This is a genomic window from Plantibacter flavus (assembly GCF_002024505.1).
Taxonomy (GTDB): Bacteria; Actinomycetota; Actinomycetes; order Actinomycetales; family Microbacteriaceae; genus Plantibacter; species Plantibacter flavus_A.
Genome location: NZ_CP019402.1, coordinates 172,684 through 198,051 on the forward strand (window position 1 = coordinate 172,684; position 25,368 = coordinate 198,051).

At 70.7% G+C, this 25,368-nt stretch carries 21 protein-coding genes and 1 pseudogene; 8 read left to right on the forward strand and 14 right to left on the reverse strand.

The window, feature by feature from the left end:
• The first annotated feature begins 95 nt into the window (after window positions 1-95).
• The 3 genes from BWO91_RS00820 to BWO91_RS00830 all read left to right on the forward strand — a co-directional run bounded on the left by BWO91_RS00820 (window position 96) and on the right by BWO91_RS00830 (window position 2,927).
• Window positions 96-1,163, forward strand: a complete 1,068-nt coding sequence (locus tag BWO91_RS00820) for a LacI family DNA-binding transcriptional regulator (RefSeq protein WP_079000564.1) — start codon at window positions 96-98, stop codon at window positions 1,161-1,163.
• A 79-nt stretch (window positions 1,164-1,242) separates the two neighbouring features.
• Window positions 1,243-2,529: an amidohydrolase gene (locus BWO91_RS00825; RefSeq protein ID WP_079000566.1), complete on the forward strand. Its 1,287-nt coding sequence runs from the start codon at window positions 1,243-1,245 to the stop codon at window positions 2,527-2,529.
• 5 nt (window positions 2,530-2,534) lie between these two features.
• Window positions 2,535-2,927 carry a YbjQ family protein gene (locus BWO91_RS00830; protein WP_314138173.1) on the forward strand — a complete coding sequence of 131 codons (393 nt, stop codon included), beginning with the start codon at window positions 2,535-2,537 and terminating at the stop codon, window positions 2,925-2,927.
• Between the two features lie 88 nt (window positions 2,928-3,015).
• Here the strand turns inward: BWO91_RS00830 and BWO91_RS00835 are convergent, their stop codons facing one another.
• The 6 genes and pseudogenes from BWO91_RS00835 to BWO91_RS00860 all read right to left on the reverse strand — a co-directional run.
• Window positions 3,016-3,645, reverse strand: coding sequence for a response regulator (locus BWO91_RS00835; RefSeq protein ID WP_079000570.1), 630 nt, complete (start codon window positions 3,643-3,645; stop codon window positions 3,016-3,018).
• Window positions 3,642-4,916, reverse strand: a complete 1,275-nt coding sequence (locus BWO91_RS00840; RefSeq protein ID WP_079000572.1) for a sensor histidine kinase — start codon at window positions 4,914-4,916, stop codon at window positions 3,642-3,644. Before BWO91_RS00840 ends, BWO91_RS00835 begins: the two co-directional genes overlap by 4 nt.
• Before the next feature lie 86 nt (window positions 4,917-5,002).
• Window positions 5,003-5,863, reverse strand: coding sequence for an ABC transporter permease (locus BWO91_RS00845; protein ID WP_079000574.1), 861 nt, complete (start codon window positions 5,861-5,863; stop codon window positions 5,003-5,005).
• Window positions 5,860-6,783 (reverse strand): ABC transporter ATP-binding protein, encoded by a 924-nt coding sequence (locus tag BWO91_RS00850; RefSeq protein WP_079003784.1) that lies wholly within the window; start codon window positions 6,781-6,783, stop codon window positions 5,860-5,862. Before BWO91_RS00850 ends, BWO91_RS00845 begins: the two co-directional genes overlap by 4 nt.
• 221 nt (window positions 6,784-7,004) lie before the next feature.
• Window positions 7,005-7,577: a hypothetical protein gene (locus BWO91_RS00855; protein ID WP_079000577.1), complete on the reverse strand. Its 573-nt coding sequence runs from the start codon at window positions 7,575-7,577 to the stop codon at window positions 7,005-7,007.
• Window positions 7,578-7,669: 92 nt separating this feature from the next.
• Window positions 7,670-8,833: pseudogene (locus BWO91_RS00860) on the reverse strand (MATE family efflux transporter); the annotation flags it as partial.
• A 32-nt stretch (window positions 8,834-8,865) separates the two neighbouring features.
• Between BWO91_RS00860 and BWO91_RS00865 the strand changes: the two are divergent.
• Both BWO91_RS00865 and BWO91_RS00870 read left to right on the forward strand, forming a co-directional pair.
• Complete coding sequence (locus tag BWO91_RS00865; protein ID WP_079000580.1) at window positions 8,866-9,048, forward strand: DeoR/GlpR family DNA-binding transcription regulator; 183 nt, start codon at window positions 8,866-8,868, stop codon at window positions 9,046-9,048.
• Window positions 9,045-9,743, forward strand: a complete 699-nt coding sequence (locus BWO91_RS00870; RefSeq protein WP_079000581.1) for a triose-phosphate isomerase — start codon at window positions 9,045-9,047, stop codon at window positions 9,741-9,743. Before BWO91_RS00865 ends, BWO91_RS00870 begins: the two co-directional genes overlap by 4 nt.
• Window positions 9,744-9,784: 41 nt before the next feature.
• On the opposite strand, the gene BWO91_RS00875 is transcribed toward BWO91_RS00870, so the two are convergent.
• Entirely contained in the window at window positions 9,785-12,682 is a 2,898-nt protein-coding gene (locus tag BWO91_RS00875) for a VTT domain-containing protein (protein ID WP_079000583.1), read from the reverse strand.
• A 150-nt stretch (window positions 12,683-12,832) separates the two neighbouring features.
• Between BWO91_RS00875 and BWO91_RS00880 the strand changes: the two genes are divergently transcribed.
• Window positions 12,833-14,812 (forward strand): M13 family metallopeptidase, encoded by a 1,980-nt coding sequence (locus tag BWO91_RS00880; protein ID WP_079000585.1) that lies wholly within the window; start codon window positions 12,833-12,835, stop codon window positions 14,810-14,812.
• A gap of 293 nt (window positions 14,813-15,105) precedes the next feature.
• Window positions 15,106-16,545 (forward strand): argininosuccinate synthase, encoded by a 1,440-nt coding sequence (gene argG, locus BWO91_RS00885; protein WP_079000587.1) that lies wholly within the window; start codon window positions 15,106-15,108, stop codon window positions 16,543-16,545.
• 249 nt (window positions 16,546-16,794) lie between these two features.
• Here argG and BWO91_RS00890 read toward each other — a convergent pair whose 3' ends face one another.
• The 5 genes from BWO91_RS00890 to BWO91_RS00910 form a co-directional block, all read right to left on the reverse strand.
• Window positions 16,795-17,832, reverse strand: coding sequence for an NAD(P)/FAD-dependent oxidoreductase (locus BWO91_RS00890; protein ID WP_240555619.1), 1,038 nt, complete (start codon window positions 17,830-17,832; stop codon window positions 16,795-16,797).
• Window positions 17,833-17,926: 94 nt separating this feature from the next.
• Window positions 17,927-19,012, reverse strand: coding sequence for a Gfo/Idh/MocA family protein (locus BWO91_RS00895; protein WP_079000589.1), 1,086 nt, complete (start codon window positions 19,010-19,012; stop codon window positions 17,927-17,929).
• Complete coding sequence (locus tag BWO91_RS00900; protein WP_064293895.1) at window positions 19,012-19,782, reverse strand: amino acid ABC transporter ATP-binding protein; 771 nt, start codon at window positions 19,780-19,782, stop codon at window positions 19,012-19,014. The genes BWO91_RS00895 and BWO91_RS00900 overlap by 1 nt, the downstream gene beginning before the upstream one ends.
• Window positions 19,779-20,567, reverse strand: a complete 789-nt coding sequence (locus BWO91_RS00905) for an amino acid ABC transporter permease (protein WP_064293894.1) — start codon at window positions 20,565-20,567, stop codon at window positions 19,779-19,781. The genes BWO91_RS00900 and BWO91_RS00905 overlap by 4 nt, the downstream gene beginning before the upstream one ends.
• A 69-nt stretch (window positions 20,568-20,636) precedes the next feature.
• The gene (locus BWO91_RS00910; RefSeq protein ID WP_071261542.1) at window positions 20,637-21,509 is read right to left on the reverse strand and encodes an ABC transporter substrate-binding protein; all 873 of its coding nucleotides are present in this window, start codon (window positions 21,507-21,509) and stop codon (window positions 20,637-20,639) included.
• 208 nt (window positions 21,510-21,717) lie between these two features.
• Between BWO91_RS00910 and BWO91_RS00915 the strand changes: the two genes are divergently transcribed.
• Window positions 21,718-22,788, forward strand: a complete 1,071-nt coding sequence (locus tag BWO91_RS00915) for a LacI family DNA-binding transcriptional regulator (protein WP_153303335.1) — start codon at window positions 21,718-21,720, stop codon at window positions 22,786-22,788.
• 92 nt (window positions 22,789-22,880) lie between these two features.
• On the opposite strand, the gene BWO91_RS00920 is transcribed toward BWO91_RS00915, so the two are convergent.
• On the reverse strand, window positions 22,881-23,525 hold the full coding sequence (locus tag BWO91_RS00920; RefSeq protein ID WP_079000593.1) for an SAM-dependent methyltransferase: 645 nt from the start codon (window positions 23,523-23,525) through the stop codon (window positions 22,881-22,883).
• A gap of 240 nt (window positions 23,526-23,765) precedes the next feature.
• On the reverse strand, window positions 23,766-25,310 hold the full coding sequence (locus BWO91_RS00925) for a leucyl aminopeptidase (RefSeq protein WP_079000595.1): 1,545 nt from the start codon (window positions 25,308-25,310) through the stop codon (window positions 23,766-23,768).
• Between the last annotated feature and the right edge of the window lie 58 nt (window positions 25,311-25,368).

The window sequence follows — 25,368 nt, forward strand, 5'->3', positions numbered from 1 at the left end:
TGGTGCGCCTGGGCGCCGTATGGAACGGGGTGGTGACGCCCGTGGATCGGGATGGTATCGAATCGATTCGATTCCGTCGACTAAGCTAGCAGACCGTGGACCAGGAAACACGCCCCTCGCGACCGACGCTCGCCGATGTCGCCGAGCGCGCGGGGGTGTCACCATCGACCGCCTCGCTCGCGTTCAGCGGCGCCGGACCCGTGTCCGAAGCGACCAAGCAGCGCGTGCTGCAGGCTGCCGCCGACCTCGACTACGCCGGACCCGACCCCCGGGCCCGCTCCCTCCGTCAGGGACGCAGCGGCATCGTGGGAGCCGTCGTCGCCGGCCGGATCGGGCACTCCTTCCGCGACCCCGTGATGGTCCAGACCCTCGACGGACTCGCCGACGAGCTCGGTGCGGTCGGCGCGGGACTCCTCCTGCTGAACGACGCGCAGGAGGGCACCCTGCAGTTGAGCAACGCGCCGATGGACGGCGTCGTCCTCATCGGCTGCAGCCCGAACCTCGACAGCTCGGTCGCGATCCTCAGTCGACGGGGGATGCCGATCGTGTCGATCGAGGGCCTCGCAGCCCTCGGCGTGCCCGACATCGCCGTCGACAACCGCGGCGGCGTGCGTGCGGAGGCCCAGCACCTCGCCGACCTCGGCCACGAGCGCGTCGCCGTCGTCACCCTCAACCTCGATCCGACCGAACGCCGCGGCCCGCTCACGCCCGAGTGGGAGCGATCTGCCACGACGGTCCCCGCGATCGAGCGCCTGCAGGGCCTCCGCGACGTCTTCTCCGACGCGCAGGGGTTCGTCACCACGGGGTCATCGCTCGAAGAGGGCCGAGTCGCCGGACACTCGATCCTCGACGTCCCGGCGGATGAACGCCCGACGGCGATCGCCGCGCAGAGCGACCTCCTGGCCGCCGGTGTCATCCGGGCAGCCGAGGAGCTCGGCATCTCCGTCCCCGCGGAGCTCAGCGTGGTCGGGTTCGACGGCATCCGGGTCGAGGGGCTCGACTACGACCTCACGACGGTGTGGCAGCCCTCCCGCGAGAAGGGTTCGGCCGCGGGCCGTGCGATCATCGCCATGCTCGACGGCCGCGATCCGGAGTGCGAGCAGTTCAGCGTCCGGTTCCACCGCGGAGCGACGACGGCACGGGTCCCCGCTCCACAGCGCTGAGGCCTCGCCGGGGTTTCGACAGATCCTGCCGTGCGGCGGACCCGCCCCGTAGGGTGGAGGCGACGCTCGAAGGAGACCCATGACCGACCAGCCCATCGCCACCGCAGCACTCGTCCAGCAGGAGGCGGCGGCGCTCGCCGCGTCTCTCGCCCCGGTCTACCAGGATCTCCACGCCAATCCGGAGCTCTCCTTCGCGGAGCACCGGACCGCCGCCCTCGTCGCGGATCGCATCACCGGCCTCGGGTACGGGGTCGCGACGGGGATCGGCGGCACCGGCGTCGTCGGCGTCCTGGAGAACGGTGAAGGTCCGACGGTCCTGCTGCGGGCCGACATGGACGGCCTGCCCGTCCTGGAGGAGACGGGCCTCGATTACGCGAGCGTCGCACGCGGGGTCGACCCGGAGGGTAACGACGTCGCGGTCATGCACGCCTGCGGCCACGACGTCCACGTCACCTGCCTGCTGGGCGCCGCCGAACTGCTCGCCGCACGGCGCGACACCTGGTCCGGGACGCTCGTCGTCCTGTTCCAGCCGGCCGAGGAGGCCGGTGGCGGTGCGCAGGCGATGGTCGACGACGACCTCTACGCACGCGTCCCGAAGCCCGACATCGTGTTCGGCCAGCACGTCGGTCCGCTGCCGGCCGGTGTCGTCGGCACGCACGGCGGGCCGTCGTTCGCCGCGACCGACGCCTACCGCGTCACCTTCCACGGCCGCGGCGGGCATGGATCCCGCCCGCAGTCGACGATCGACCCGATCGTGATGGCGGCGTCGGCGGTCGTCCGCCTGCAGAGCATCGTGTCCCGCGAGGTCGCCGGGACCGACACCGCGGTGCTCACCGTCGGCACGATGCACGCCGGCACCAAGAACAACATCATCCCCGACACCGCGCAGATCGGCGTCAACATCCGCAGCTACGAGCCGCACGTGCGCGACCGCGTCGTCGGCTCCATGGAGCGCATCATCCGGGCCGAGGCCGCGGCGTCGGGCGCCGAGCGGGAACCGGTGATCGAACACACCGAGGCCTTCCCGGTGCTCGTGAACGATCCCGCGGCGACCGGTGCGGTGACGGCGGTGTTCGCCGACGCGTTCGGTGCCAACCGCGTCGTCGACCCCGGTCTGGTCACGGGCAGCGAGGACGTCGGCATGCTGGCGACGGCCGCAGACGCGCCAATCGTCTACTGGATCCTCGGCGGCGCCGACCCGCAGGCCTTCGCCGCAGCCTACGCGTCGGGGCGCATGGAGCAAGACCTCCCGGGCAATCACTCCTCGAAGTTCGCCCCGCTCATCCACCCGACGCTCGACACCGGCATCGCCGCCCTCTCGCTCGCCGCCCTGTCGCGGCTCTCCGGAACGGTGGCGACCGCGTGATCGTCGTGACGACGGACACCGTCGCCGGTCACCGCATCGACGCCGTCCTCGGCGAGGTCATCGGCCTCACGGTGCGCGCTCGCGACTGGGGCTCCTCCATGTCGATCGGCTTCTCCGCGCTCGGCGGCGGAGAAGTCCCGGGGATGACCGCGCTGCTGTTCGAGTCCCGTCAGGAGGTCATGCGGCGCTTGGTCGCCGACGCCGAACAGCGCGGCGCCAACGCGGTCCTCGCCATGCGCCTCGAGACCACCGACATCGGTGGGGCGTGGACGCAGCTGACGGCGTACGGCACCGCGGCTTATCTCGTCCCGATCCCCGCGGGCGAACCCGGAGCGACCGGCCAGTCCGCCTACGCGGCGGCGCAACCCGACGCCCCGAAGCCCCGGGGTCAGGTCTAGTCCGACGATCGGTCGCGAACGGCGGGAGTGATCCGCAGTGGGCGCCGAGGTCGCCGTCAGTGCGCGGCTCAGCTCGGCGCCGTGGCGGTCAGAGCAGGCGGAGCTCCTGGGCACGGGTGACGGCCCGGGTCCGGTCGGCCACCTCGAGCTTCTCGAAGACGTGCAGCAGGTGCGTCTTCACCGTCGACTCCGAGATGAAGAGCGCTGCCGCGATCGCGCGGTTGCTGTTTCCGGCGGCGACGAGCGCGAGGACCTCGAGCTCGCGAGCGCTGAGCTGCGGGCGGGTGGAGGTCCCACCCTGCATGCGGCCGACGAGCGTCGCCGCGATCGTGGGTGCGAGCACCGTCTGACCGGCGACCACTGAACGGATGCCGGCCAGGATCTCCTGCTCGGGCGCCGCCTTCAACAGGTAGCCGCCGGCTCCGGCCTCGATCGCGCCGAGGATGTCGTCGTCGGTCTCGTAGGTCGTGAGGACGAGCACCCGGACGCCTGGCACGCGCTGCACGATGCGCGCTGTCGCCTCCGCGCCGCCGAGGACCGGCATGCGCAGGTCCATGAGCACGAGGTCCGGCCGGTGCTCCTCGGCCGCCGCGACCGCCGCAGCGCCGTCCGCCACCTCGGCCACGACCTCGAGGTCGTCCGCGCGCCCGAGGAGAGCGACGATGCCCGATCGCACGATGGGGTGGTCGTCCGCGACGACGATCCTGATCCGTGTCATCGTGTGTCCTGTCTGGTCCCTGAGCTTGTCGGAATCCCGGTCGCTGAGCTCGTCGAAGGGCTCGCTTCGATCGTCACCGGCACTCGCACCCGAACCGTCGTCCCCGCTCCGGCGGCACTCGTGAGTTCCACCGTCCCACCGAGCAGCGTCACCCGGTCGTGCATGCCGTGCAGCCCGAAGCCCGCGCCCGGGCTGGTCCCGAGGAGCGCGCCGTCCGGGTCCGCGATCCCGACGCCGTCGTCGGTGATCCGCAGTTCGGCCCAGCCGTCGTCGACGGTGAGCACGAGCTCGACGCGGGCGGCGGAGGCGTGCTTCCGGATGTTCGCGAGCCCTTCCTGGGCGCTCCGGAGCAGCACGACCTCGGGTGCCCGCTCGAACCGTTCGGACGGGGCGTCGATGTCGACGGCCACGCCGGTCTCGCGGGCGAACCGCTCGCCCAAGCGTCGGAGGCTGTCACCGAGCGTCGTGTCGGCGGCCGGCATCGCCGCCGTCGTGGCCACGAGGGATCTCGCCTCGCGGAGGGCGTCGCGCGCCGTGCTCTCGATGAGGTCGATGCTGTCGAGGGCGGCGACCGGGCGACCGTCCAGCGGGGAGGCGTCCGGCGTGCCTGCGACGGTCGCGCCGACCTCGGAGCGGGCCCGTTGAGCGAGCAGCACCACGCTCGTGAGGCTCTGCGCGATCGTGTCGTGGATGTCGCGCGCCATGCGTTCCCGTTCGGCGGCCGCTCCGGCTTCCCGGCTCGCCCGTTCCGTTTCGGCCTGGGCCGCCTGCAGACTGACCAGGAGTCGTGCCTTCTCGTCGCCGAGCTCGGCGATCCGGGTGATCCAGAGACCGAGGGACAGCGCGAAGACGAGCGAGACGCTCTGGATCGCGAGTCCCTGCAGGATCACGTCGGGGGTGGCGCCCAGCCCGACGATGAAGCCGAGGGCGAGGGTCGCGGCGCTCGCGATGTTGAGGATGATCGCGTTCCGGGTGTTCGGTGTCAGCACCCACAGCAGCGGGAACACGAGGCACTGCAGGGTCAGGACGTTCGGGGAGAACGCCGTCCCGACGGCGGTGAGCGCGATGAGGGTGATCGCGAACCAGAGCCCGCCCTGCGGTCGCTCCATGGTGCGTCGCCCGACCGTGTAATAGACGAGGCAGAGCGCCGCCAGCACGATCCAGACGCCGACGACCCGTTCCGGTGCCCCGGCCGCGCTGACGCTCACGAGCGCGCCGACGATCGCGCACCCCGCGCCGAACGCGACATCCCACCACCGTCGTCCGTCCATGTCCCAACCCTCCCATCCCTGCCCGCGAACTGTCACTTCCTGCTGGTTCCGGTGGCGTACACCCACCGGAACTGACAGTTCGCGGGCTAGGAGCGGCGGACCCAGCGGAAGGTGAGTCGGGTGAGGACGAGGCCGACGATCGCCCAGACGACGAGGACGAGCGCGACCGTCGGGAGGTCCCAGCCACCGGACGGCTCCTGCGAGGCGAACCCCTCCGGCAGGAAGACGGAGCGCATGCCCTGCGCGATCCACTTGAGCGGGAAGACACTCGCGACGTTCTGCAGCCACTCGGGGAGCATCGTGAACGAGAGGTAGACGCCAGAGATGAACTGCAGCACGAGCACGATCGGGATGATGACGGCCGTCGCGCTCTTGCCCGTGCGGGGGAGCGCCGACAGGGCGATACCGAGGACCGCCGACGTGGCGATGCCGAGCAGGTAGACCCAGGCGAAGGTGAGCCACCGCTCGGGCTCGGTCGGCAGGGTGACGTCGAACAGGAACCGCGCGACGAGGAGTAGCAGCGCGATCTGGAGCACCGAGGTGACGAGGACCTGCCCCATCTTCCCGAGGAAGTAGGAGATCACCGGGAGCGGGCTGCCGCCGAGACGCTTGAGCGTGCCGTCGCTCTTCTCCGTCGCGATGTCGGTCGCGAGGTTCTGGACGCCCGAGAGGAGGATGCCGGCGGCGATCATGCCGGGCAGGTAGAAGGCGGCCTGGCTGACCCCGCCGGTGCCGTCGGGTGCCTCGCCCACGTTCCCCATCGCGCTGAAGGCGGTCGAGAAGATCGCGAGCATCACGACGGGGAAGAGGAAGGTGAAGAACACCTGGTCGCCGGAGCGGAAGTAGATGCGGGTCTCATAACCGATCCGGCTGGCTCCGAGCCGGAGGGTGCGTCCGCGGGGGAGTGCCGGGACGAGGGGGGTCGTGGTGCGGTCGATGGCGGTCATGCGCCGATTCCTGTCGTGGTGACCTGCGTGGCCGGTGACGGTGCTGCTGATGGGGTGGTCGACGACGCAGCGCCGTCGGCCGCGTGGACGAGCCCGAGGTAGATGTCCTCGAGGCTCGGACGGATGACCTCCAGGTCACGCGGTTCTCCACCTGCGGCAGCGGTGAGGGCGGCGACGCGGGCAGCCGGAGTCTCGGTCCGTTCCTCGCGGAGGCCGTGCTCGTCGCGCCAGCGCACCACCGGGATCCGGGCCTCGGCGCCGCCGATCTCGTCGACCGCGCCGATCTCCACGAGTCGACCCGCCGCGATGACGGCGACGCGGTCGGCGAGCTGGGCGGCTTCGTCGAGGTAGTGGGTGGTGAGGAGGATGGTCGTACCGTCGCGTTTGAGCGAGCGGATGAGGTCCCAGAACTGCCGACGCGCCTCGGGGTCGAACCCGGTCGTCGGCTCGTCGAGGAAGAGGAGGGCCGGGCGGCCGACCACCCCGAGGGCCACGTCGACCCGGCGACGCTGACCGCCCGAGAGCTTGCCGATGCGCGTGCCCGCCTTGCTCGTGAGCCCGACCGCCTCGATGACCTCGTCCACGTCCCGCGGGTCCGCGTAGTACCGGGCGAACTGTGTGAGCTGCTCCCGGACCGTGACGTTGGCGGCCTCGGCGCTCGACTGGAGGACGATGCCGAGGCGGGCCTTCCAGTCGAGACCGCCCTTCGCCGGGTCGACACCGAGGACGCTCGCCTCGCCGCCCGTCCGGTGCCGGTAGCCCTCGAGGATCTCGATCGTGGTGCTCTTCCCGGCACCGTTCGGGCCGAGCAGGGCGAAGGTCTCGCCCGGGTGGATGTCGAAGGAGACCCCGTCGACGGCGGTGAAATCGCCGTACTGCTTGCGCAGCTCGCGGACCTCGATGATCGGTCGTGTGCTCATGGTGACCATGCTCGTCCGCTCCGACGCGCGCCGGTAGCGGTGGAGGGGCTGATCCTCATATCCACCGATCGGTTGATACGGGCATAGACGGGCGCCGGCGTGGCCGCACCGCGGTACCCGGGTCGAGTGCTGTTCTTCCTGGCCCAGTTGAGCCGCGCCGACGGGAACGCCCGCCCACCCTTGCGCGGGTGGGCGGGCGTCGGCCTGGCAGAGCGGAAACGCTATCCGGCCAGCGCGGTCGCAGCGATGACGACCAGATCCTCCACGTTCTCGAAGCCCGCGGTCTCCTTCGTGAGCGTCGTGAACGGGACGCCGACGACGGTCTGCCCGTCGATCGAGGTGGTGAAGGTACCGCCGGCTTCGGTGACCTCGCCGCCCGCGGCGGTCGCGTTGGCAGCGGCCGCGGTGAGTGATGCGGCACCGCCGGAGAGGACGGCGTAGCTGCCGGAAGCCGCGCCGGCTTCGAAGCTCAACATGCACACGACCGGCAGATCGCCCACGACGGTGGCGGGTGTGAAGGAGGCCTTCGCCGCAGCGATACCGGCTGCCGGGACGGACACGCCGCTCGCCGCGCTGAGGGTGTTGACCTGCTCCTCCGTGCACTTCGCGCCGCTCGCAGCGGGCGCCTCCTCGGTGGCCTCCGTCTCCGGCTCACTGCTCGCCGAGGAGGTCGACGCGGGCTTGGAGTCGGACGGTTCCCCACCGCTGCAGGCGGAGAGCCCGAACAGTCCGAGGACGGCGACCGCGGTCGCGGCGGACACGCGGAGGCGGTGGTGAGCGAAGTGGAGTGGCATGGTGGTTCCCCCTGAACGGTGTGGATCGATGTCGCCTCCAGACTGGCGTGCCGGCGTTGCGGCCTCAATGGGGACAACTCCCCAATCGTCGTTCAGGCGCCGGTGCGCATCCAGGTGGTCGTCCGGGCACGGAGGCCGAGCGTCGTCGCCCGCGCACCGAGATAGCCGACGAAGAAGGCGAGCGCCAAGCAGGTGAGTCCCGCCTGCCCGCCGGGTGCCCAGGCGAGGACCGCGAGCGCGAACGGCAGGAAGACGAGCGTGTTGAGCAGCCCGGTGATCGCGAGGTACCTCGCGTCTCCGGCGCCGATGAGGACGCCGTCGAGGACGAAGACGACGCCGCCGAGCGGGGTGGTGACGGCGAGCACGATGATCGCGGGCACGATGAGCGCCGCGAGGTCGGGGTCGCTCGTGAAGAGCAGGCCGATGACCGGGCTCGCGAGGGCGATGACCAAGCCGAGCACGATCCCCGAGCCGACGCCCCACTGCAGACAGCGGATGAGGACGGCGCGCACCCCTGCCACGTCGCCGGCCCCGAGTCCCTTGCCGACGAGCGCCTGCGCGGCGATCGCGAGGGCGTCGAGCGCGAACGCGAGGGTGGCGAAGAGGGTCATGACGAGCTGGAACCCGGCGAGTTCGTCGGTGCCGAGGTCGGTCGCGACGAACACGGCGATGAGCATCGCGGCGCGGAGGCTGACGGTGCGGAGGAACAACCACCCGCCGGAACGGGCCGCTCCACCGAGGCCGGCGCGGTGCGGGCGGAGGCGCGCTCCCGTCCGGCGCACGTGACGCAGGACGACGACGAGATAGGCGACGACCATGCCCCACTGTGCGATGACGGTGCCGATGGCGGATCCCGCGATGCCGAGTCCGAGGCCGTGGATGAAGAGGAAGTTGAGGCCGATGTTCGCGGCGAACCCGGCGCCGGCGACCACGAGGGGCGTGGTGGTGTCCTGCAGGCCGCGGAGGAGCCCGGTCGCTCCGAAGACGAGCAGCATGGCGGGGATGCCGAGCATCGAGATGCCGAGGTAGGTGTCGGCCTGCTGGGCGACGTCGTCCGTCGCGCCGAACAGCCCGACGAGCGTGGGGGAAAGGAACCATCCGGCCGCACCGATCACGACGCCGAGCCCGAGCGACAACCAGAGGCCGTCCACCCCGAGCGACACCGCGCCGCGCTCGTCGCCGTGCCCGAGCCGACGGGCGACCGCCGGTGTCGTCGCATAGGCGAGGAACACCATGAGCCCGATGACCGTCTGCAGACCCCGACGAGAGCGCGGGGAAGCGTCTCGCGTTGGAACGGTCCGACCGTGTCATCCTCGTCGCAGACCACTCCAAACTCGGACGGGTGCTCATGTCCCGCGTGGGAGGGATCGAAGACGTCGACGTCCTGATCACCGACGCCGACGACGGCGACGAGATGGTGGGTGCCATGCCCGCCACGGTCCGGGTGGTGCTCGTGGAGCCGAGGGCGTGACCCCCGCTGTGCTGACCGGCCCGTTCTTCGAGATCGGGCCGAAGAACCTGCTCCGACTCGGTGAGACGATCGACCTCGCGGTGGCGGCCGGGCTGGCCGGTCGACGTCACGGCGTGTCCGTGGTCTTCACCGTCCCCACCGCGTTCATCGCCCCGGTGCGGGACGCGGCGCCGCACGTCCTCGTGTTCGCGCAGGAGATGCACGGCGACCGCCCGGGGCCGAGTGTGGGCCGTACCCTGCCGGAAGCCCTGTCGGACGTCGGAGCCCACGGCGTCATGCTCGACCACGACAGCAACCCCCTCCCGCCGGGTGCCCTCGTACCCGCCGTCGAACGCGCTCAGGAGGTCGGACTCATGACGATGGTCTGCGCCGCCGACGACCGGGCCGTGCGTGCGCTGCTGCCGCTCGCCCCCACGGTGGTGCTCTACGAGCCGCCGTCGCTGATCGGCCGTGCCGGTGGTGGCGACCGTCCGTGGATCGGGGGCATCACCGCCGAAGCGGCGGCCGTGGCGCCGGAGGTGCTCATGATGCACGCGGGCGGGGTCGCCGTTCCGGACGACGCCTTCCGCATCATGCGCGCCGGCGCCCACGGCACCGGAGCCACCTCGGGTGTCGTGCTCAGCGACGCGCCGGCGCAGGCGGCCGAACGGTTCATCGCGGCGACCCGCGATGGCTTCGACGCGGCGAGGGCGTGACGACGTGGCTGGAAGCGACCGGGCTCGTGTGGTCCGGGCGCCTACCGCGCGAGCAGTGACCCGCTCAGGCCGGGGAGGTCGCGGAGGCGGATGCCGGTGAGGAATCCCGCGGCAGCGGCGTAGGCGACCCGCGGTTGATCGGCGTCCTCGCGACAGGCGAGGAGCAGCGGCACGGCGGTGGCGCCCAGGCGCTCGGCGACGTCGGCGATCTCGGTGAAGCCGACGAGTGGGTCGACCCGGTGGGCGATGCCGGCCACCGTGCGCACGGCGACGCCGTCGGGCTCGGTGCCGTCCTGTGCCAGCCCGGAAGCAGCGAACGAGACCATGGACGCACCTTCGGACGAGAATCGTCGGCAGGCGTCGGTCAGGGCCCGCTCGACGGCTCGGCTGGTGCGTTCCCCCGACGCTGGACCCGCACGCGTAGCCGTGTCGACGTCGTCGTCCGGCAGAGCACGACGGACCGCGTCGAGCGCCCACCCGTGCACGATGCCTCCGGCCCCGGGGATCGGCAACCAGGACACCGCCGCGAGCACGGTGCCTGCGGCGTCGGTCACGACGGAGACCCGGACCGCGACAGCCGGCTCCTGGTCGTCGCCATCGGGGGCGTCGATGCTCGAACCCACCGTGAGACCGAGCTCGGGCACGTGCCGGTCGGACACCCACACCGACGACAGCGCGCGGATCTGGCTGCGGAGCTCCCACGGCAGGTCGCGCGCGGGCAGCAGGATCGAGGTCGTCGAATCCGCGCCGATGGCTCCCGTCGCATCGTCCGGACCAGGTTCTGATGCACCCGCCTCGCCGAGGTCGAGCACGAGGTCTCGACCGAGCGGCGACACCCGCCAGCCCTCGGGCACGATGCGCGCGTCGCGAGTGGCGAAGACCGCCGGGGTGAGCCCCTCCTGCTCGGCCGCCGTCGCGAACGCCGACACCGCTGCTGCTGCACCGCCGGGGTCGCCGATCGGCTCGCCGAGGGCCAGCGCGACGCCGGCGTGCTGCTGGTAGGCGACCGCGTGTCCACCGTCGGCCGTGACGAACACCCGGTTCTCGGGGCGGAGCGCCGAGGCCGCCAGCGGTCCGCCGCCGTGTTCGCGCAGCAGCTGCGCCGTCCTGGCGCGTGCTCGCCGCGCACCGGGACCGATCGCCCCGGGCAGGCGTCGCCTGGTCTGGTTCGCCGCGACCCGGAACGCGTGGCGCGACAGTCCGAGGACCACCGCCTGTCCCACCCACAGGACGCTCGCGGAGATCCAGATGGTCGACGCCACGACCGGCACCTGGGCCAGCCAGGCGAGGGCGATGAGGGCGAGGGTGACCAGCAGGTTGCCGACGGTGAGCACCATCGCCGCCCACCAGGCCCAGCGATGACCACGGCGGAGCCAGTTCGCGATCACCAGGATCGCGACGGTGTCGACCCCGACGTCGAGGATGGAGCCCTGCGTCAGGGTGGTCGAGCCGAGCGGCCCGTCGAGCGGCACGAGGGTGACGAGCAGCTGCACCGCACCGATCACGAGCAACCCGGCGACCGCGAAGAGTCGCCAGTCGCGCATGGTCGGTCGTGGAGTCGACCGGTGCTCGCCGAGGAGGAGGCGGGCCACGACGACGAAGACGACGGTCGTGATGAAGTGCTCGAGGTCGTCGATCTTCCCGACGTAGAGGAGCGCGATCGACACCCACGACAGGAGCAGCAGCCGCCAGCGCAGCCGGTAGGGGGAACGCATGAACGCGGTCGCGGTGGCGACGCAGGCCAGGACGCCGCAGCTCGGACCGACGTCGAGCGTCGTCACGAGGGACTGCGCCCACGGCCAGTCGAGCCGAGCCAGCGCCAGGGCCGCGCCGAGGGCCCCGAGGACACCGACGAGATGCCCGGTCACGAAGATCGCCGACGCCCGCAGCGTGCCGAAACGGACCTCGACCCACCCGCCGAACACGGCCGCGCCGACGATCGCGATGAGGTAGGCGAGCGGGTCGGCGGTGATGAACATGCCCGTCAGGACCGTCCACCAGCGCCCGGCGTCGAGGCTCGGCACCCCGTAGGCGAACGCCGGGTACCAGGCGGCCTGGTCGATCGGGCGCCACAGGCCACCGGTCACGACGCCGAGGGCGACGAAGACGGTGACGAAGGCGGTGGTCGCGGGGGTCGTCCGCAGGGCCCAGCGCAGCGGCGTCAGGACGACGGCGATCGCGGCGCGCAGATCGGTGCGGGCGGGGGCCGAGCCGGCGGCCCGGGTGGGCGGCGTGTCCACGCGGTCTCCGGCGTCGGTCGTGGCCGAGTCCGGGCCGGATGGCGACAGCAATTCGTCGAGCTCCGCCTCGGTCATCGACACGGGCGCGCGATCGGCGGCCGGCTGGGCAGCCCGACGACGGATCCGGAACACGACGACCACCGCGATCACGACGGCCGCGGCGCCGGCCAACGCGAGCGCCGCCCAGGAGAAGCGGTGCAGGAACTCGGTCGCAGCGCTCCCCAGGATGGTGACGACGGTCACCACGAGTGAGGCCCAGGCGATGCCACCCGCCGCATTGGCGACGAGGAAGTGCGGGTACGTCATGCGGAACATACCGGCCAGCGGTCCGGAGAAGATGCGGAGGACCGCGATGAACCGTCCGACGAACACCGCCCACGGCCCCCACCGCCGCATGAGGTGCACCGCGGCGCCCAGCCGCTTCGGCCCCACGTGCTTCGGGAACCTGCGGTTCAGCACCGACAGGAGCCGCCGACCGTATCGCTTGCCGATCCAGTACCCGATCGAGTCGCCGAGGATCGCACCACCGGCAGCCGCAGCGGCGACGAACACCGGATTCAGGCCGCTCAACGCGGCGAGGAGGGTCGCCCCGATGAGCACGGTCTCTCCCGGCAACGGCACGCCGAGGCTTTCGACCGCGACGACCAGGAAGACGACGAGGAGCAGGACGCCGGGTGGGAAGTCGGCCAACCAGTCCACGCGGGCTCCTTCCGGCCGGGTGGGTCAACGGTAGTCCCTCGTTCCCCGAAGCGCTCGCGACGCTCCTCCACAGGACTCCGTCCAGAGCGGCACGCCCGCTCTGAGAGAACACCCGAGCCGTGGTCAGGTGCCGTCGCTAGGCTGATCCGCATGACTGACGCGCAGCTCGCCTCCGGCATCGACCGCTCCGAACTCGACCCGGCCGTGCGGCCGCAGGACGACCTCTTCCGCCACGTGAACGGCAAGTGGATGGACCGCACCGAGATCCCCGACGACAAAGCTCGCTGGGGATCGTTCCACCAGCTGGCGGAAGACGCCGAGAACGCCGTCCGCGACATCATCGAGGAGTCGCAGACGAACCCCGACGGCGAGGAGGGCGTGAAGATCGGCGCCCTGTACGCGAGCTTCATGGACGTCGACCGTGCCAACGCCCTCGGAGCGACCCCGCTCGCCGACCAGCTCGCCCGCGTCGCAGCGGTCGACTCCATCGATTCCTTCCTCCGTCTGTCCGGCGAGTTCGAGGCCGAAGGGGTCGGCGGCTTCCTGCAGCTCTTCGTCGACAACGACCCGGGCAACCCCGAGCGCTACCTCGTCTTCGCCGAACAGGGCGGCATCACGCTGCCCGACGAGTCCTACTTCCGTGAAGACACCTTCGCCGAGATCCGCGACGCCTACCGCGCACACCTCCAGACGATGTTCGAGCTCGCCGGCATCGACGACGCCGCCGCACGCGCCGACCGCGTGTTCGCCCTCGAGACGGCGATCGCGTCCAAGCACTGGGACAACGTGGCCACCCGCGACAGCGAGAAGACGTACAACCTGTACTCGTGGGACGAAGCGGCGGCGCTCGCCGCGGGCGCCGACCTCGACGGCCCGGACCTCGCCGTCTGGCGCGACGCGATCGGCGCCGCCGACGCGGTGTTCGCCGAGATCGTCGTGCGCGAGCCGAGCTTCCTCGAGGGCCTCGGCGAGCTCCTCGTCGCGGAGCAGCTCGAGTCCTGGAAGGACTGGCTGGCCTGGAAGGTCGTCCACGGTGCCGCACCGTACCTCTCGGAGGAGTTCGGTCGTGCCAACTTCGACTTCTACGGCAAGACCCTCACCGGCACGCCGCAGCAGCGCGAGCGCTGGAAGCGCGGCGTCTCGCTCGTCGAGGGCATGCTCGGCGAGGCCGTCGGCCGCATCTACGTCGACCGGCACTTCGGCGCCGCGTCGAAGGACGAGATGGACGTCCTCGTCGGCTTCCTCGTCGAGGCGTACCGCGACAGCATCGAGAACCTCGAGTGGATGAGCCCCGAGACCCGCACGCGCGCGCTGGAGAAGCTCGACAAGTTCACGCCCAAGATCGGTTTCCCCGTGAAGTGGCGCGACTACTCGGCGCTGGAGCTCGAAGCCGACGACCTGCTCGGCAACGTCCGTCGCGCCAGCCGGTTCGAGATGGACCGCGAGCTCGGCAAGATCGGTAAGCCACTCGACCGCGACGAGTGGTTCATGACGCCGCAGACGATCAACGCCTATTACAACCCCGGTTTCAACGAGATCGTGTTCCCGGCCGCTATCCTCCAGTACCCGTTCTTCGACGCCGGCCGCGAAGCCGCCGCGAACTACGGGGCCATCGGCGCGGTCATCGGCCACGAGATCGGGCACGGCTTCGACGACCAGGGGTCGAAGTTCGACGGCGACGGCCGACTCACCGACTGGTGGACCGAGGCCGACCGCGCGGCGTTCGAGGAGCGCACCGCGTCGCTCATCGAGCAGTACAACGCGCTGGCTCCCGCCCAGGTGCCCGACCACCACGTCAACGGCGCCCTGACGATCGGCGAGAACATCGGCGACCTCGGCGGGCTCGGCATCGCCTGGAAGGCGTACCTGCTGTCGCTCGAAGGCGCCGAGCCGCCGGTCATCGACGGCCTCACCGGCGCGGAGCGGTTCTTCCTCTCCTGGGCGCAGGCCTGGCAGCAGAAGGGACGCGACGCGGAGGTCATCCGACTGCTGTCGATCGACCCGCACTCGCCGAACGAGTTCCGCTGTAACCAGATCGTCCGGAACATCGACGCCTTCTACGAGGCGTTCGGCGTCACCGAGTCCGACGCCGCGTGGCTCGCCCCCGAGGAGCGCGTCACCATCTGGTAGTGCCGCGTCTCGCGGAGCCTGTCGCCCCCTGCCGATGACCCCAGTAGTGGGACATGTGGGAGGGCGGTCGACGCTGCGAGAATCACTCTGGAGTCGACGAATCGTCATCCCGATGCACTCGAGAAGCTCATGGCGCGAGACCCGAATAGCGCCTGAGTGGACCTGGTCCGATCCGTCCGGTTCACAGCAGCGTCGCCGTCGATATCGCCACAGCCCCCGCCGTCCCCCGGCCCGGGCGAGGCGGTACCGGCGGCGACGTGCTCCGCTCCGCGCGAACCCGTAGAATCGCAGGCGTGTCTAAAGTCTTGAGCAGCCTCCCCGTCGGCGAGCGCGTCGGCATCGCCTTCTCCGGAGGTCTCGACACCTCCGTCGCCGTCGCCTGGATGCGCGAGAAGGGTGCCGTCCCGTGCACCTACACCGCCGACATCGGCCAGGCGGACGAACCGAACATCGGCGCCGTCCCCGACCGCGCCAAGGAGTACGGCGCCGAGATCGCGCGCCTCGTCGACGCGAAGTCGGCGCTCGTCGAGGAGGGCCTCGTCGCCCTCCAGTGCGGTGCGTTCCACATCCGCAACGCCGGCAAGACTTACTTCAACACGACGCCGCTCGGTCGCGCCGTGACGGGCACCATGCTCGTCCGCGCGATGAAGGAGGACGGCGTCGACATCTGGGGCGACGGCTCCACCTACAAGGGCAACGACATCGAGCGGTTCTACCGCTACGGTCTGCTCGCCAACCCGCGCCTGCGCATCTACAAGCCGTGGCTCGACGTCGACTTCGTCAACGAGCTCGGTGGCCGCAAGGAGATGAGCGAGTGGCTCGTCGCCCGCGACTTCCCGTACCGCGACTCGACCGAGAAGGCGTACAGCACCGACGCCAACATCTGGGGCGCCACCCACGAGGCCAAGCGCCTCGAGGAGCTCAGCTCCGGCATGGAACTCGTCGAGCCGATCATGGGCGTGCCGTTCTGGCGTGAAGACGTCGAGATCGCCTCCGAGGTCGTCACCGTCACCTTCGAGGCCGGTCGCCCGGTCGCGCTCAACGGCGTCGAGTACGCCGACGCGGTCGCGCTGGTCCTCGAGGCCAACGCCATCGGTGGTCGTCACGGCCTCGGCATGAGCGACCAGATCGAGAACCGCATCATCGAGGCGAAGAGCCGCGGCATCTACGAGGCCCCCGGTATGGCGCTCCTCCACATCGCGTACGAGCGTCTGCTCAACGCGATCCACAACGAGGACACGGTCGCCAACTACCACAACGAGGGCCGCCGACTCGGCCGCCTCATGTACGAGGGCCGTTGGCTCGACCCGCAGTCGCTCATGCTCCGTGAGTCCATCCAGCGCTGGGTCGGCTCCGCCGTCTCCGGCGAGGTCTCGATCCGTCTGCGCCGCGGCGACGACTACACGATCCTCGACACCTCGGGCCCGGGCCTCAGCTACCACCCCGACAAGCTCTCGATGGAGCGCGTCGGCGACGCGGCGTTCGGTCCCAACGACCGTATCGGTCAGCTCACCATGCGCAACCTCGACATCGCGGACTCGCGCTCGCGGCTCGAGCAGTACGCAGCGGCCGGCATCGTCGGCGGCGCGACCGCCGACCTCGTCGGCAAGCTCGAGCAGGGTGAGGCGCAGGAGATCCTCGGCGGCGAACTCCTCGACCCGACCGCCGACGCCCTCGAGCGCGCGACCGACCTCGCTTCCGAGGGCGCCGCGTTCGACTCCGGCACCGACTAGTCGCACCTCGCAACGCCGGACGCCCGCCGCACTCCAGGAGTGCGGCGGGCGTTCTGTCGTGGTCCCTCCCGTTCCGTTCTCAGGAGTCCTGCGGCGTGTCGACCTGCAACCACGCCGACACACCGGACGACTCCTGAGTTGGGGACGGCAGGGGTTCACAACTCAGGACCGGTGCGGCGCGTCCCGCCGGACACGCCGGGTGGCCGATGCAACGCGCCGGGGCCGTCCTGAGTTGTGAACCGACCAGGCCTACGCGGGGACGGGTGACTCCGCGTACCGCTCGGGCCGGAAGGTCGCGAGCAGCGGCGAGGGTTCGCCGTCGACGATCTCGTCCGCGAGGAGTTCACCGGCAATGAGCCCGAGCGTCGCACCGCTGTGGCTGAAGGCCGTGAAGAGGCCCGGCAGCTGCGGGACCGCACCGAAGACCGGCTCGCCGTCCCCGGGGATCGGCTTGTAGCCGGCCCCGATGTGGTCGAGTTCGAGGGTCGGGTTGCCGGCGAGCACCCGCGATCCCTCGGCCAACAGCCGCTCCACGGTCGAGTCCGAGATGTGCAGCGAGCCGTCGTCGCGGACCTCGATCTCCTCCTCCGACCACGCGGAGTCCAGAGCGAAGCCGCCCTCCCTGGTGCGACGGACGGCCACCTTCGGCGTGTTGAGGACGGCGACGAGCTCGGATGCGGCGGGCTTCGTGAACGCGACGAACGCGGCCGGGCTCTGGTCGCCGATCGTGATGCCGAGTGCGGCGAGCTGGGCCGGGACGTCGGGACCTGTCGCCAGCAGGACCGCGTCGGCTTCGATGCGGTCGCCGTTCGCGAGCACCGCACCCACGGCACGTCCACCGGACGAGGCGATCTCGGCGCCGGCGTCCGTCACGATCCGCCCGCCGCGGGCGACGAACTCGCGGGACAGCACCTCGATCACGGACGGCAGCTCGACCCAGCCCTCGCCCGGGTTGAAGATCGCGCCCTCCGCAGCCACGGCGGCCGGATCGACACCCGGCGTGACCGAGGCGACCTCCTCCGGAGCCAGCCACCGGGCGTCGTATCCGATGCCGCGCTCGTAGGCGAAGGTCTCCGCGTAGGACTCGCCCTCCGGTGCCCACATCAGTCCGCCGTCGAAGCGGAGGAAGTCCGCGCTCGGGATCTGCGCGGCGAAGGTCCGCCAGCGGTCGATCCCGAGGACGCGGAGCGCGTGGTACTCGCTCGACCGCTGGGCTGCGGAGTTCAACCAGGCGAGCGATCGTCCCGAGGCGCCGCTGGCGAGAGAGCGGTCGGTCACGAGGGTCACGTCGGCACCTCGGCGGGCGAGGGCGACGGCGCTGGACGTTCCGAGGATGCCCCGCCGATCACGACGACGCGTCGGCTGGTCTGGGTGCTGCTGCTCATGCTGTCTGCTCTTTCTGTTCTGGAATGGTGCGTTCGTGAGGTGCTGCGGCCGTGTGGACGGCCTCGATGATCTCGAGGACGGCGATCGCGTCGGCCGGATCGACCGGTGGAGGACCGCCGTCGTGGAGGGCGGTCGCCAGGAGGCGGGTGAAGGCGGCGTAGTCGCCGTCGGCCATCGGGACGGGCTCCGTGGCGCCGTCGATGCCGATCGAGCCCCAGCCGGACGGCTCTCGCAGGCCGAATCCCTCGTCACGCGGGTCGGCACCGGCCTTGAGTGCGGGCTCCTGGCCGTCGAGTCCCCACGAGGTGTAAGCGCCGGAGGAGCCGAGGACGCGGAACCGCGGGCCGGCTTGGGCGACGAGCGACCCCATCCACAGGTGCGACCGGACCCCCGAACGGTGACGGAGCGCCACGAAGGCGTCGTCGTCCGCGACCGCTCCGGGCCGGACGACACCGAGTTCCGCCTGGACGTCCTCGACCTCGCCGAACAGTTGGATGGCCTGGTCGATCACGTGCGTGCCGAGGTCGTAGAGGATGCCGCCGCCCTCCGCTGCGGTCGCGGCCGTCTTCCACGATGCGGGCGGATCGGGCTTCCACCACTCGAAGCGTGACTCGAAGCGATGGACGTGCCCGAGCGCGCCCTCGTCGAGCAGCCGCCGCACGGTCAGGAAGTCGCCGTCCCAGCGGCGGTTCTGGAAGACCGTGACGAGGCGGTCGGCAGCTGCAGCACGATCGACGACGGCCCGGCCCTCGGCCGCGGTGACGGCGAACGGCTTGTCGACCACGACGTGCAGGCCGGCGTCCAGGGCGGCTGTCGCGAGAGCGGCGTGCGTGCCGGACGGCGAGCCGATGACCACGAGGTCGAGCTCGTCGGCTCGGGCGAAGAGCTCCTCGGCGGTCGACACGACCTGGACACCCGGGTACCGGCCGAGCGCCTCGGCCCGCCGATCCGGGTCGGAGGTCACGACGAGGTCGAGCGAGTAGTCGGGATCCGCGGCGAGGAACGGCGCGTGGAACACCGCGCCGGAGGTGCCGAAGCCGATGACGCCCGTCCTGATCGTGCCGGAGACGCGTGCCGCCATCAGAGGACCTCGGAGAGGAAGCGCTGCAGGCGGGGACTCTGCGGTGCGTCGAACAGCTGCGACGGGGTGCCCGCCTCGACCACGCGGCCCTCGTCCATGAACACGACCTGGTCGGCGACCTTGCGGGCGAAGCCCATCTCGTGGGTCACGACGAGCATGGTCATGCCGCGCTGCGCCAGGCCGGCCATGAGGTTGAGGACGCCCTTCACGAGTTCGGGGTCGAGCGCGCTCGTGGCTTCGTCGAACAGCATGACCTCGGGTTCCATCGCGAGTGCCCTGGCGATCGCGACGCGCTGTTGCTGGCCGCCCGAGAGGTCGCGGGGTCGGTGGTCCGATCGTTCGCCGAGTCCGACGTCGTCGAGGCGTGCTGCCGCGACCCGGAGCGACTCGCTCTTCGACATGCCCTTCACGTTGCGGAGTGCGAGGGCCACGTTCTCGAGCGCGGTGTGGTCGGGGAAGAGGTTGAAGTGCTGGAAGACCAGGCCGACCCGCGTCCGGAGCCGTTCGGGCTTCATCTTCAGGGCACTCTCGCCGGCGAGGAGGACGTCGCCGGAGGTGGGCTCGTGCAGCCGGTTCACCCCGCGGAGCAGTGTCGACTTGCCCGAGCCCGACGGCCCGATGATGCAGGTGGTGGTGCCGGGCTCGACGTCGATGCTCACCTCGCGGATGACCTCGATGTCGCCGTACGCCATCGAGACATCGCGGAGCTCCAGGCTCGAGCCGCGGTAGAAGTGGCCGTCGGTGACGGGCAGGGGAGAGGTGTAGGTCATGTGTTGCTCCCGGTGGTGACTGGCAGGGGTGGCTGCACTTCGTCGAGTTCGTCGAGGCCGCTCTTCGGCGGGGTGGCCTTCCGGCGTCCCGTGCGGAAGCGGTTGTCGAAGAAGTTGACGAGGTGGGTGAGGGGCACGGTGATGACGAGGTAGAACAGACCCGCCATGACGAGTGGCGAGAGGTTGCCGGTGAGGACGGCCGCGTCCTGACCGACCCGGAACAGCTCGCGTTCGCTCACGAGGAGCCCGAGGAAGTAGACGAGGCTCGAGTCCTTGACGATGGCGATGAACTGGTTGACGAGCGCGGGGAGGACCCTGCGGATGCCCTGCGGCACCACGACGAGTCGCATCGCCTTGCCGTAGCTCATGCCGAGCGCCCGGCACGCCTCGAGCTGGCCGCGGTCGACGCTCTGGATGCCGGCGCGGAAGATCTCGCCGATGTAGGCGGAGGCGATGAGGCTGAGCGCGAGGATGCCCAGCGGATAGGGCGAGGGGCCGAACAGCTGCTGGCTGAAGCGGGCGAAGCCCTGGCCGATGAGGAGGATGGTGAGGATCGCCGGCAGGCCGCGGAACACGTCGGTGTAGATCCGCGCGGGTACTCGGAGCCAGCGTGAGGGCGAGATGCCCATGATGGCGATGATCATGCCGAGGACGACGCCGATCACCGTGGCGGCGATCGAGATGACGAGGGTGTTGACGAGCCCGGTGCCGAGCAGCTGCGGGAACACCTGCCACATCGCGTCGAAGTCGAAGAAGGTCTTGATGATGCTGTCGAGCCAGTCCATGCTGTCTGCTCCTGAGGGGTGGGATGGTGTGGTGCGGGCCGGTGCTCGGCCCGCACCACGAGACGGGGACTACTCGGTCGACGAGGTCGGGCTGGGGCTGGAGGTCTGCTCCGCCTTCGGGAGGTACTGCTCGGGCATCGGAGAGCCCGGGAACCACTTCTGGTAGAGCTTCTTCCAGGTGCCGTCCTCCATCGCCTCGGCGAGGGCCTTGTCGAGGGCCTTCTTGAACTCGGGCTTGTCCTTCGCGATCGCGAACCCGGCCGGTGCGTCGAAGGACGGGATGTCGATGGCGTTGACGAGCCCGTACTGGGCCGCGTACTCCTTCGCCGCCTCGTAGTCGAGGAAGTGGGCGTCGATGCTGCCGCTGTTGACCGCCGAGATCGCCGAGTTGTTGTCGGGGAAGCGCACGAGCTCGGTGTCGGTGAAGTGCTTGACCGCGTAGGCCTCCTGGAGGGTTCCCTGGACGACGCCGAGGCGCTTGCCGGCGAGGCTGTCCGCGTCGGTGATGCCGGAGTCCTTCGCCGCCATGACCGTGAGGTACCCGGCGAGGTAACCGTCGGAGAAGTCGACCGTCTGCTCGCGCTCCTTGGTGATGCCGATGGCCGCGACGCCGACGTCGAACTGTCCGTTCGCGACGGCGGACAGCAGGCCGGAGAAGTCCTGCCCGGTGAAGACGACGTCGTCGATCCCGATCCGCTTGGCGACGTCGGTGAAGAGCTCGACGTCGAAGCCGGTGAACGTCCCGTCGGCGTCGGTGAAGGTGTACGGCTTCGAGTCGCCGAGGCTGGCGACGCGGATCTGTCCGGGGGTGATCAGTCCGTACGGGTTGTCCTCAGTGCTGCTGGCGGTTCCGGCACCACCGGAGCACGCGGAGAGGATGAGGGCGGTCGCCGCAGCGACGGCGAGGAGGGCCGTCCTGCGGAGGGTGAAGCGATTCGTCACGGCGAGTCCAATCGTGGGGAGGAGTTCGTGGTGCGTGGAGGGAACCGTCGGCTCGTGTCTTGTGGACGCCGTCAGCTCCATTGCTGTCGTTCTGCTGGTGAGACCGGTCTCAATGTCGTAGGTTGAGACCGGTCTCAACAGGTTGTCCAGGACAGTACCCTGGTTCTCGGACAACGTCAACGACGCAGCAGACCCCATCGGAGGGCACATGGCAACGGATCCGGGTACCGGCAGACGCGAGGCGACGGTGTCGGACGTCGCGAAGGCGGCTCGGGTCTCGAAGGCCACGGCGGCCCGCGCGCTCGGCGACTACGGGGCCGTGAGCGACGACGTGCGGGACCGTGTGCAGGCCGCCGCGGAACGCCTCGGTTACCGCCCGAACGCCCTCGCGAAGAGCATGAACACGGGGAAGTCGAACACCATCGGGGTGGTCATCGGCGACATCGAGAACCCGTTCTTCGCTCGTGCGACCCGGGGGATCTCCGACGTCGCGCAGGCCGCCGGATTCGACCTCATCCTCGCCAATTCCGATGAGGAGGTCGACGCCGAGACGGCAGCGATCGAGCTCCTCCTCGACAAGCGCGTGGACGGGTTCATCGTCACGCCGGCCTCCTCGATCGAAACGAGAAGTTTACAAACGGCGCTCGCCGAGGGGCGTCCCGTGGTGCTCCTCGACCGTCGCGCGGCCGGTATGGAGGCCGACACGGTCGTCGCCGACAACGCCTCCGGGGCGGCCGCGGCAACCCGGCACCTCCTCGCCGCCGGACACCGTCGGATCGCGTTCATCTCGACGCTCGGGCACGGGGAGCCGTATGCCTCAGGGGACGATGTCGGCTCCACCTCGGTCGGCGATCGCATCGACGGGTTCACGAGTGCCCTCCGTGAGGCCGGCGTCGAGGATCCGGCCGCGTCCGTCCACCTCAACGCGCGTGCGGAGGGGATCGACGTCATCACCCGGAAGGTCCTCGGCGACCCGGACCCCGTGACCGCGATCATCGCCTCCGACAGCCTGGTCGGCTCCGCGGTCTTCCGGACCATCCGCGAACTCGGCCTCGCGATCCCCGACGACGTGTCGCTCATCGCCTTCGACGACGCCGACTGGACGAGCCTCACCACGCCACCCATCACCGTCGTGTCGCAGCCGATCTACGAACTCGGTGCGGAATCCGCACGCCGGTTGATCGCCCGGATCGGTGGGGCGGGGGCAGACGCGGAGGAGTTCGTGCTCGCCCAGACGCTCATCGAGCGCGGCTCCGTGGCTGCGCCCCCGACCCGCTGACCCGCCGACCTCGGTTCGTAACTCAGGACTGCTGTGGCGTGTCGGGCGTGACACGCCGGGCGGGCGTCGCGACGCGCCGAGCCACTCCTGAGTTAGGGACGGCGACGGAGGACGAGGACGCTGTCGTCGAGCTCGGCGGGCTCACCGTCGGGCCCGATCGCGGCGCGCGCGACGAGGCCTGCGGTGACGACCTCCCAGTCGGTCGCCTCAAGCTCCAGCGAGGCGTGGACCTCGTCGGGCGTCGGGAAGTGCGCGTGCGCGATGTGCTCGGTCGCCCAGGGCGGCGGACCGGCGTGGCCGACGACGAGGAGGGTGCCGCCGGGAGCGACCGCCGATGCCGCGCGACGGAGGACCGCCTCGCGCGGGAACTCGACGGGGGAGTGCAGGAACGTCGCGGTAACGAGATCGAACGACGCCGACGGTTCCCACTCGACGAGGTCGGCCTGCACCCAGGTGATGCGGTCGACGACCCCCGCCTCGCTCGCGGTCGACGCTCCGAGGGCGAGCGCGCTCGGAGAGATGTCGACGGCGGTCACGGACCAGCCCTGCCGGGCGAGCCAGACGGCGTCCGCGCCCTCTCCACTGCCGAGATCGAGTGCGGTGCCGGGCGCCAACGCGTCCACCTCGCGCTCGAGCGCGGCGTTCGGTTTGCCGCTCCACACCTGGCCGCGGCTGCTGTAACGGTGCTCCCAGAAGGCGGCGGGATCGGTGATGGCGGGCTCGTGCTCGGAGGTCATGGCATCAGCCTGCCGTGACACCGGCCGCGGGCGCATGATTCTTGCCGGAACGGCAACTGAGGTTGTCGCAGCGCGGCCTTCGACACTTCGACAGGCTCTGTGACCGGGCTGCGGCTCAGTGACCGGGTTGCGGATGGGCTGATCCGGTCACTGAGCCTGTCGAAGTGCTCGCGGGGAAAGACGGTCCGGTCGCCGCCCTTCGACAGGCTCAGGGACCTGGCATCGACGCCGCGTCCGGGGTCAGGCGCGGAAGTTGAGCGCCAGGTCGATCAGGAGGCGCGTGCCGTACCCGGTCGCACCCTTCGACCGCCACGACTCGTCCGACTCCACGAGCATGGTGCCGGCGATGTCGAGGTGCGCCCACGGGATGTCGCCGACGAACTCCGCGAGGAACAGTGCGGCGAGCGTCGAACCGGCGAACCGGCCGCCGATGTTGGCGAGGTCCGCGACGTCCGAGTCGAGCTGCTTGCGGTAGCTGCGTTCGAGCGGCAGCTGCCACAGCTGCTCGTCGGTGGCCTTCGATGAGGCGAGCGTCTGGTCGACGATGCCCTGGTCGGTGCCGTGCACGGCCGCCGTCTTCGTGCCGAGCGCCATGATCGCGGCACCGGTCAGCGTCGCGATGTCGACGATCGCGTCCGGTTCCTCTTCGACGGCGAGGCTCAGGCCGTCGGCGAGGACGAGGCGACCCTCCGCGTCGGTGTTCTTGATCTCCACGGTGGTGCCGTTGCGGAACGTCAGCACGTCGCCGAGCATCGTGGCCGAGCCCGAGGGCATGTTGTCCGTGCACATGAGGAACGCCGTGACGCTGCTCGTGCAGTGCAACTCCTCCAGCGCCGTCACGGCGGACAGGATCGCTCCGGCGCCCGCCATGTCCATCTTCATCGCCGCGTGGGACGGGTCGGACGGCTTGAGCGAGATGCCGCCCGAGTCGTACATGATGCCCTTGCCGACGAGTGCGAGGTGTCCTGCGGCCTCGATCAGCGAGCCGTCGTCGTCCTTCGGCGTGTACCGCAGCTTGATCATGCGCGGTTCCTCGACGCTACCGGCGTTGACGCCGAGCAGGCCCCCGAGACCGAGCTCGATGAGCGCGTCCTTGTCGAAGACCTCGACGTCGAGCCCGTTGGCGGCACCGAGCGTCTCGGCCACCTCGGCGAGGTCGGTCGCCGTGAGGTGTCCGGGAGGCGTGTTCGCGAGATCGCGCGCGAGGTTCGCCGAACGGGCGAGAACCTCGCCACGGTGTGCGCCCGTCGCGGTCTCGGGCAGGTCTTCAGCACCGGCGACGAGGTGGAGCGCGACGAGCGGGGTGCGCTTGGTCTCCCGCTTCAACTCGGTGTAGCGGTACCGGGCGAGGAGCGCGCCCTCGACGACGAGCTGCCCCGCGGAGGCCGGGTCGAGGTCGAACGACCGCGCCACGTCGAGGCCGATGCTCGCGAAGGAGGATGCCGCACGGGCGAAGGCAGCAGCGATGTCGCGGAGGGCTGCCGGGGTGCGCTTCTCGGGTGCACCGACGCCGACCGCGATGTACGTCGGGGCGTCCTGGCTGGGGATGACGAGCGTCTGGCCGATCTCGCCGGTGAAGCCGGCGCGGGACAGTGCCGCGCGGTCGAGTCCGAGCGCGGCGGGGATGTCGTCGCCGGCGCCGTCGGCTGCGGGGGCGACGGCCAGGCCGATCGCCTCGACACCCTCGGGGATTTCGATCGCGACGCTCAGCTCGACCGCCTCGGCGTCGAGTGAGGGGGTGCGGGAGAAGGTCGGCGGGATCAGCTTGGTGGGGCGGGATGGCATGCAGCGTCCTTCGTCTCGGAATCGGGCTGGATCCATCGTATGGGCCTCACCTGGCCGC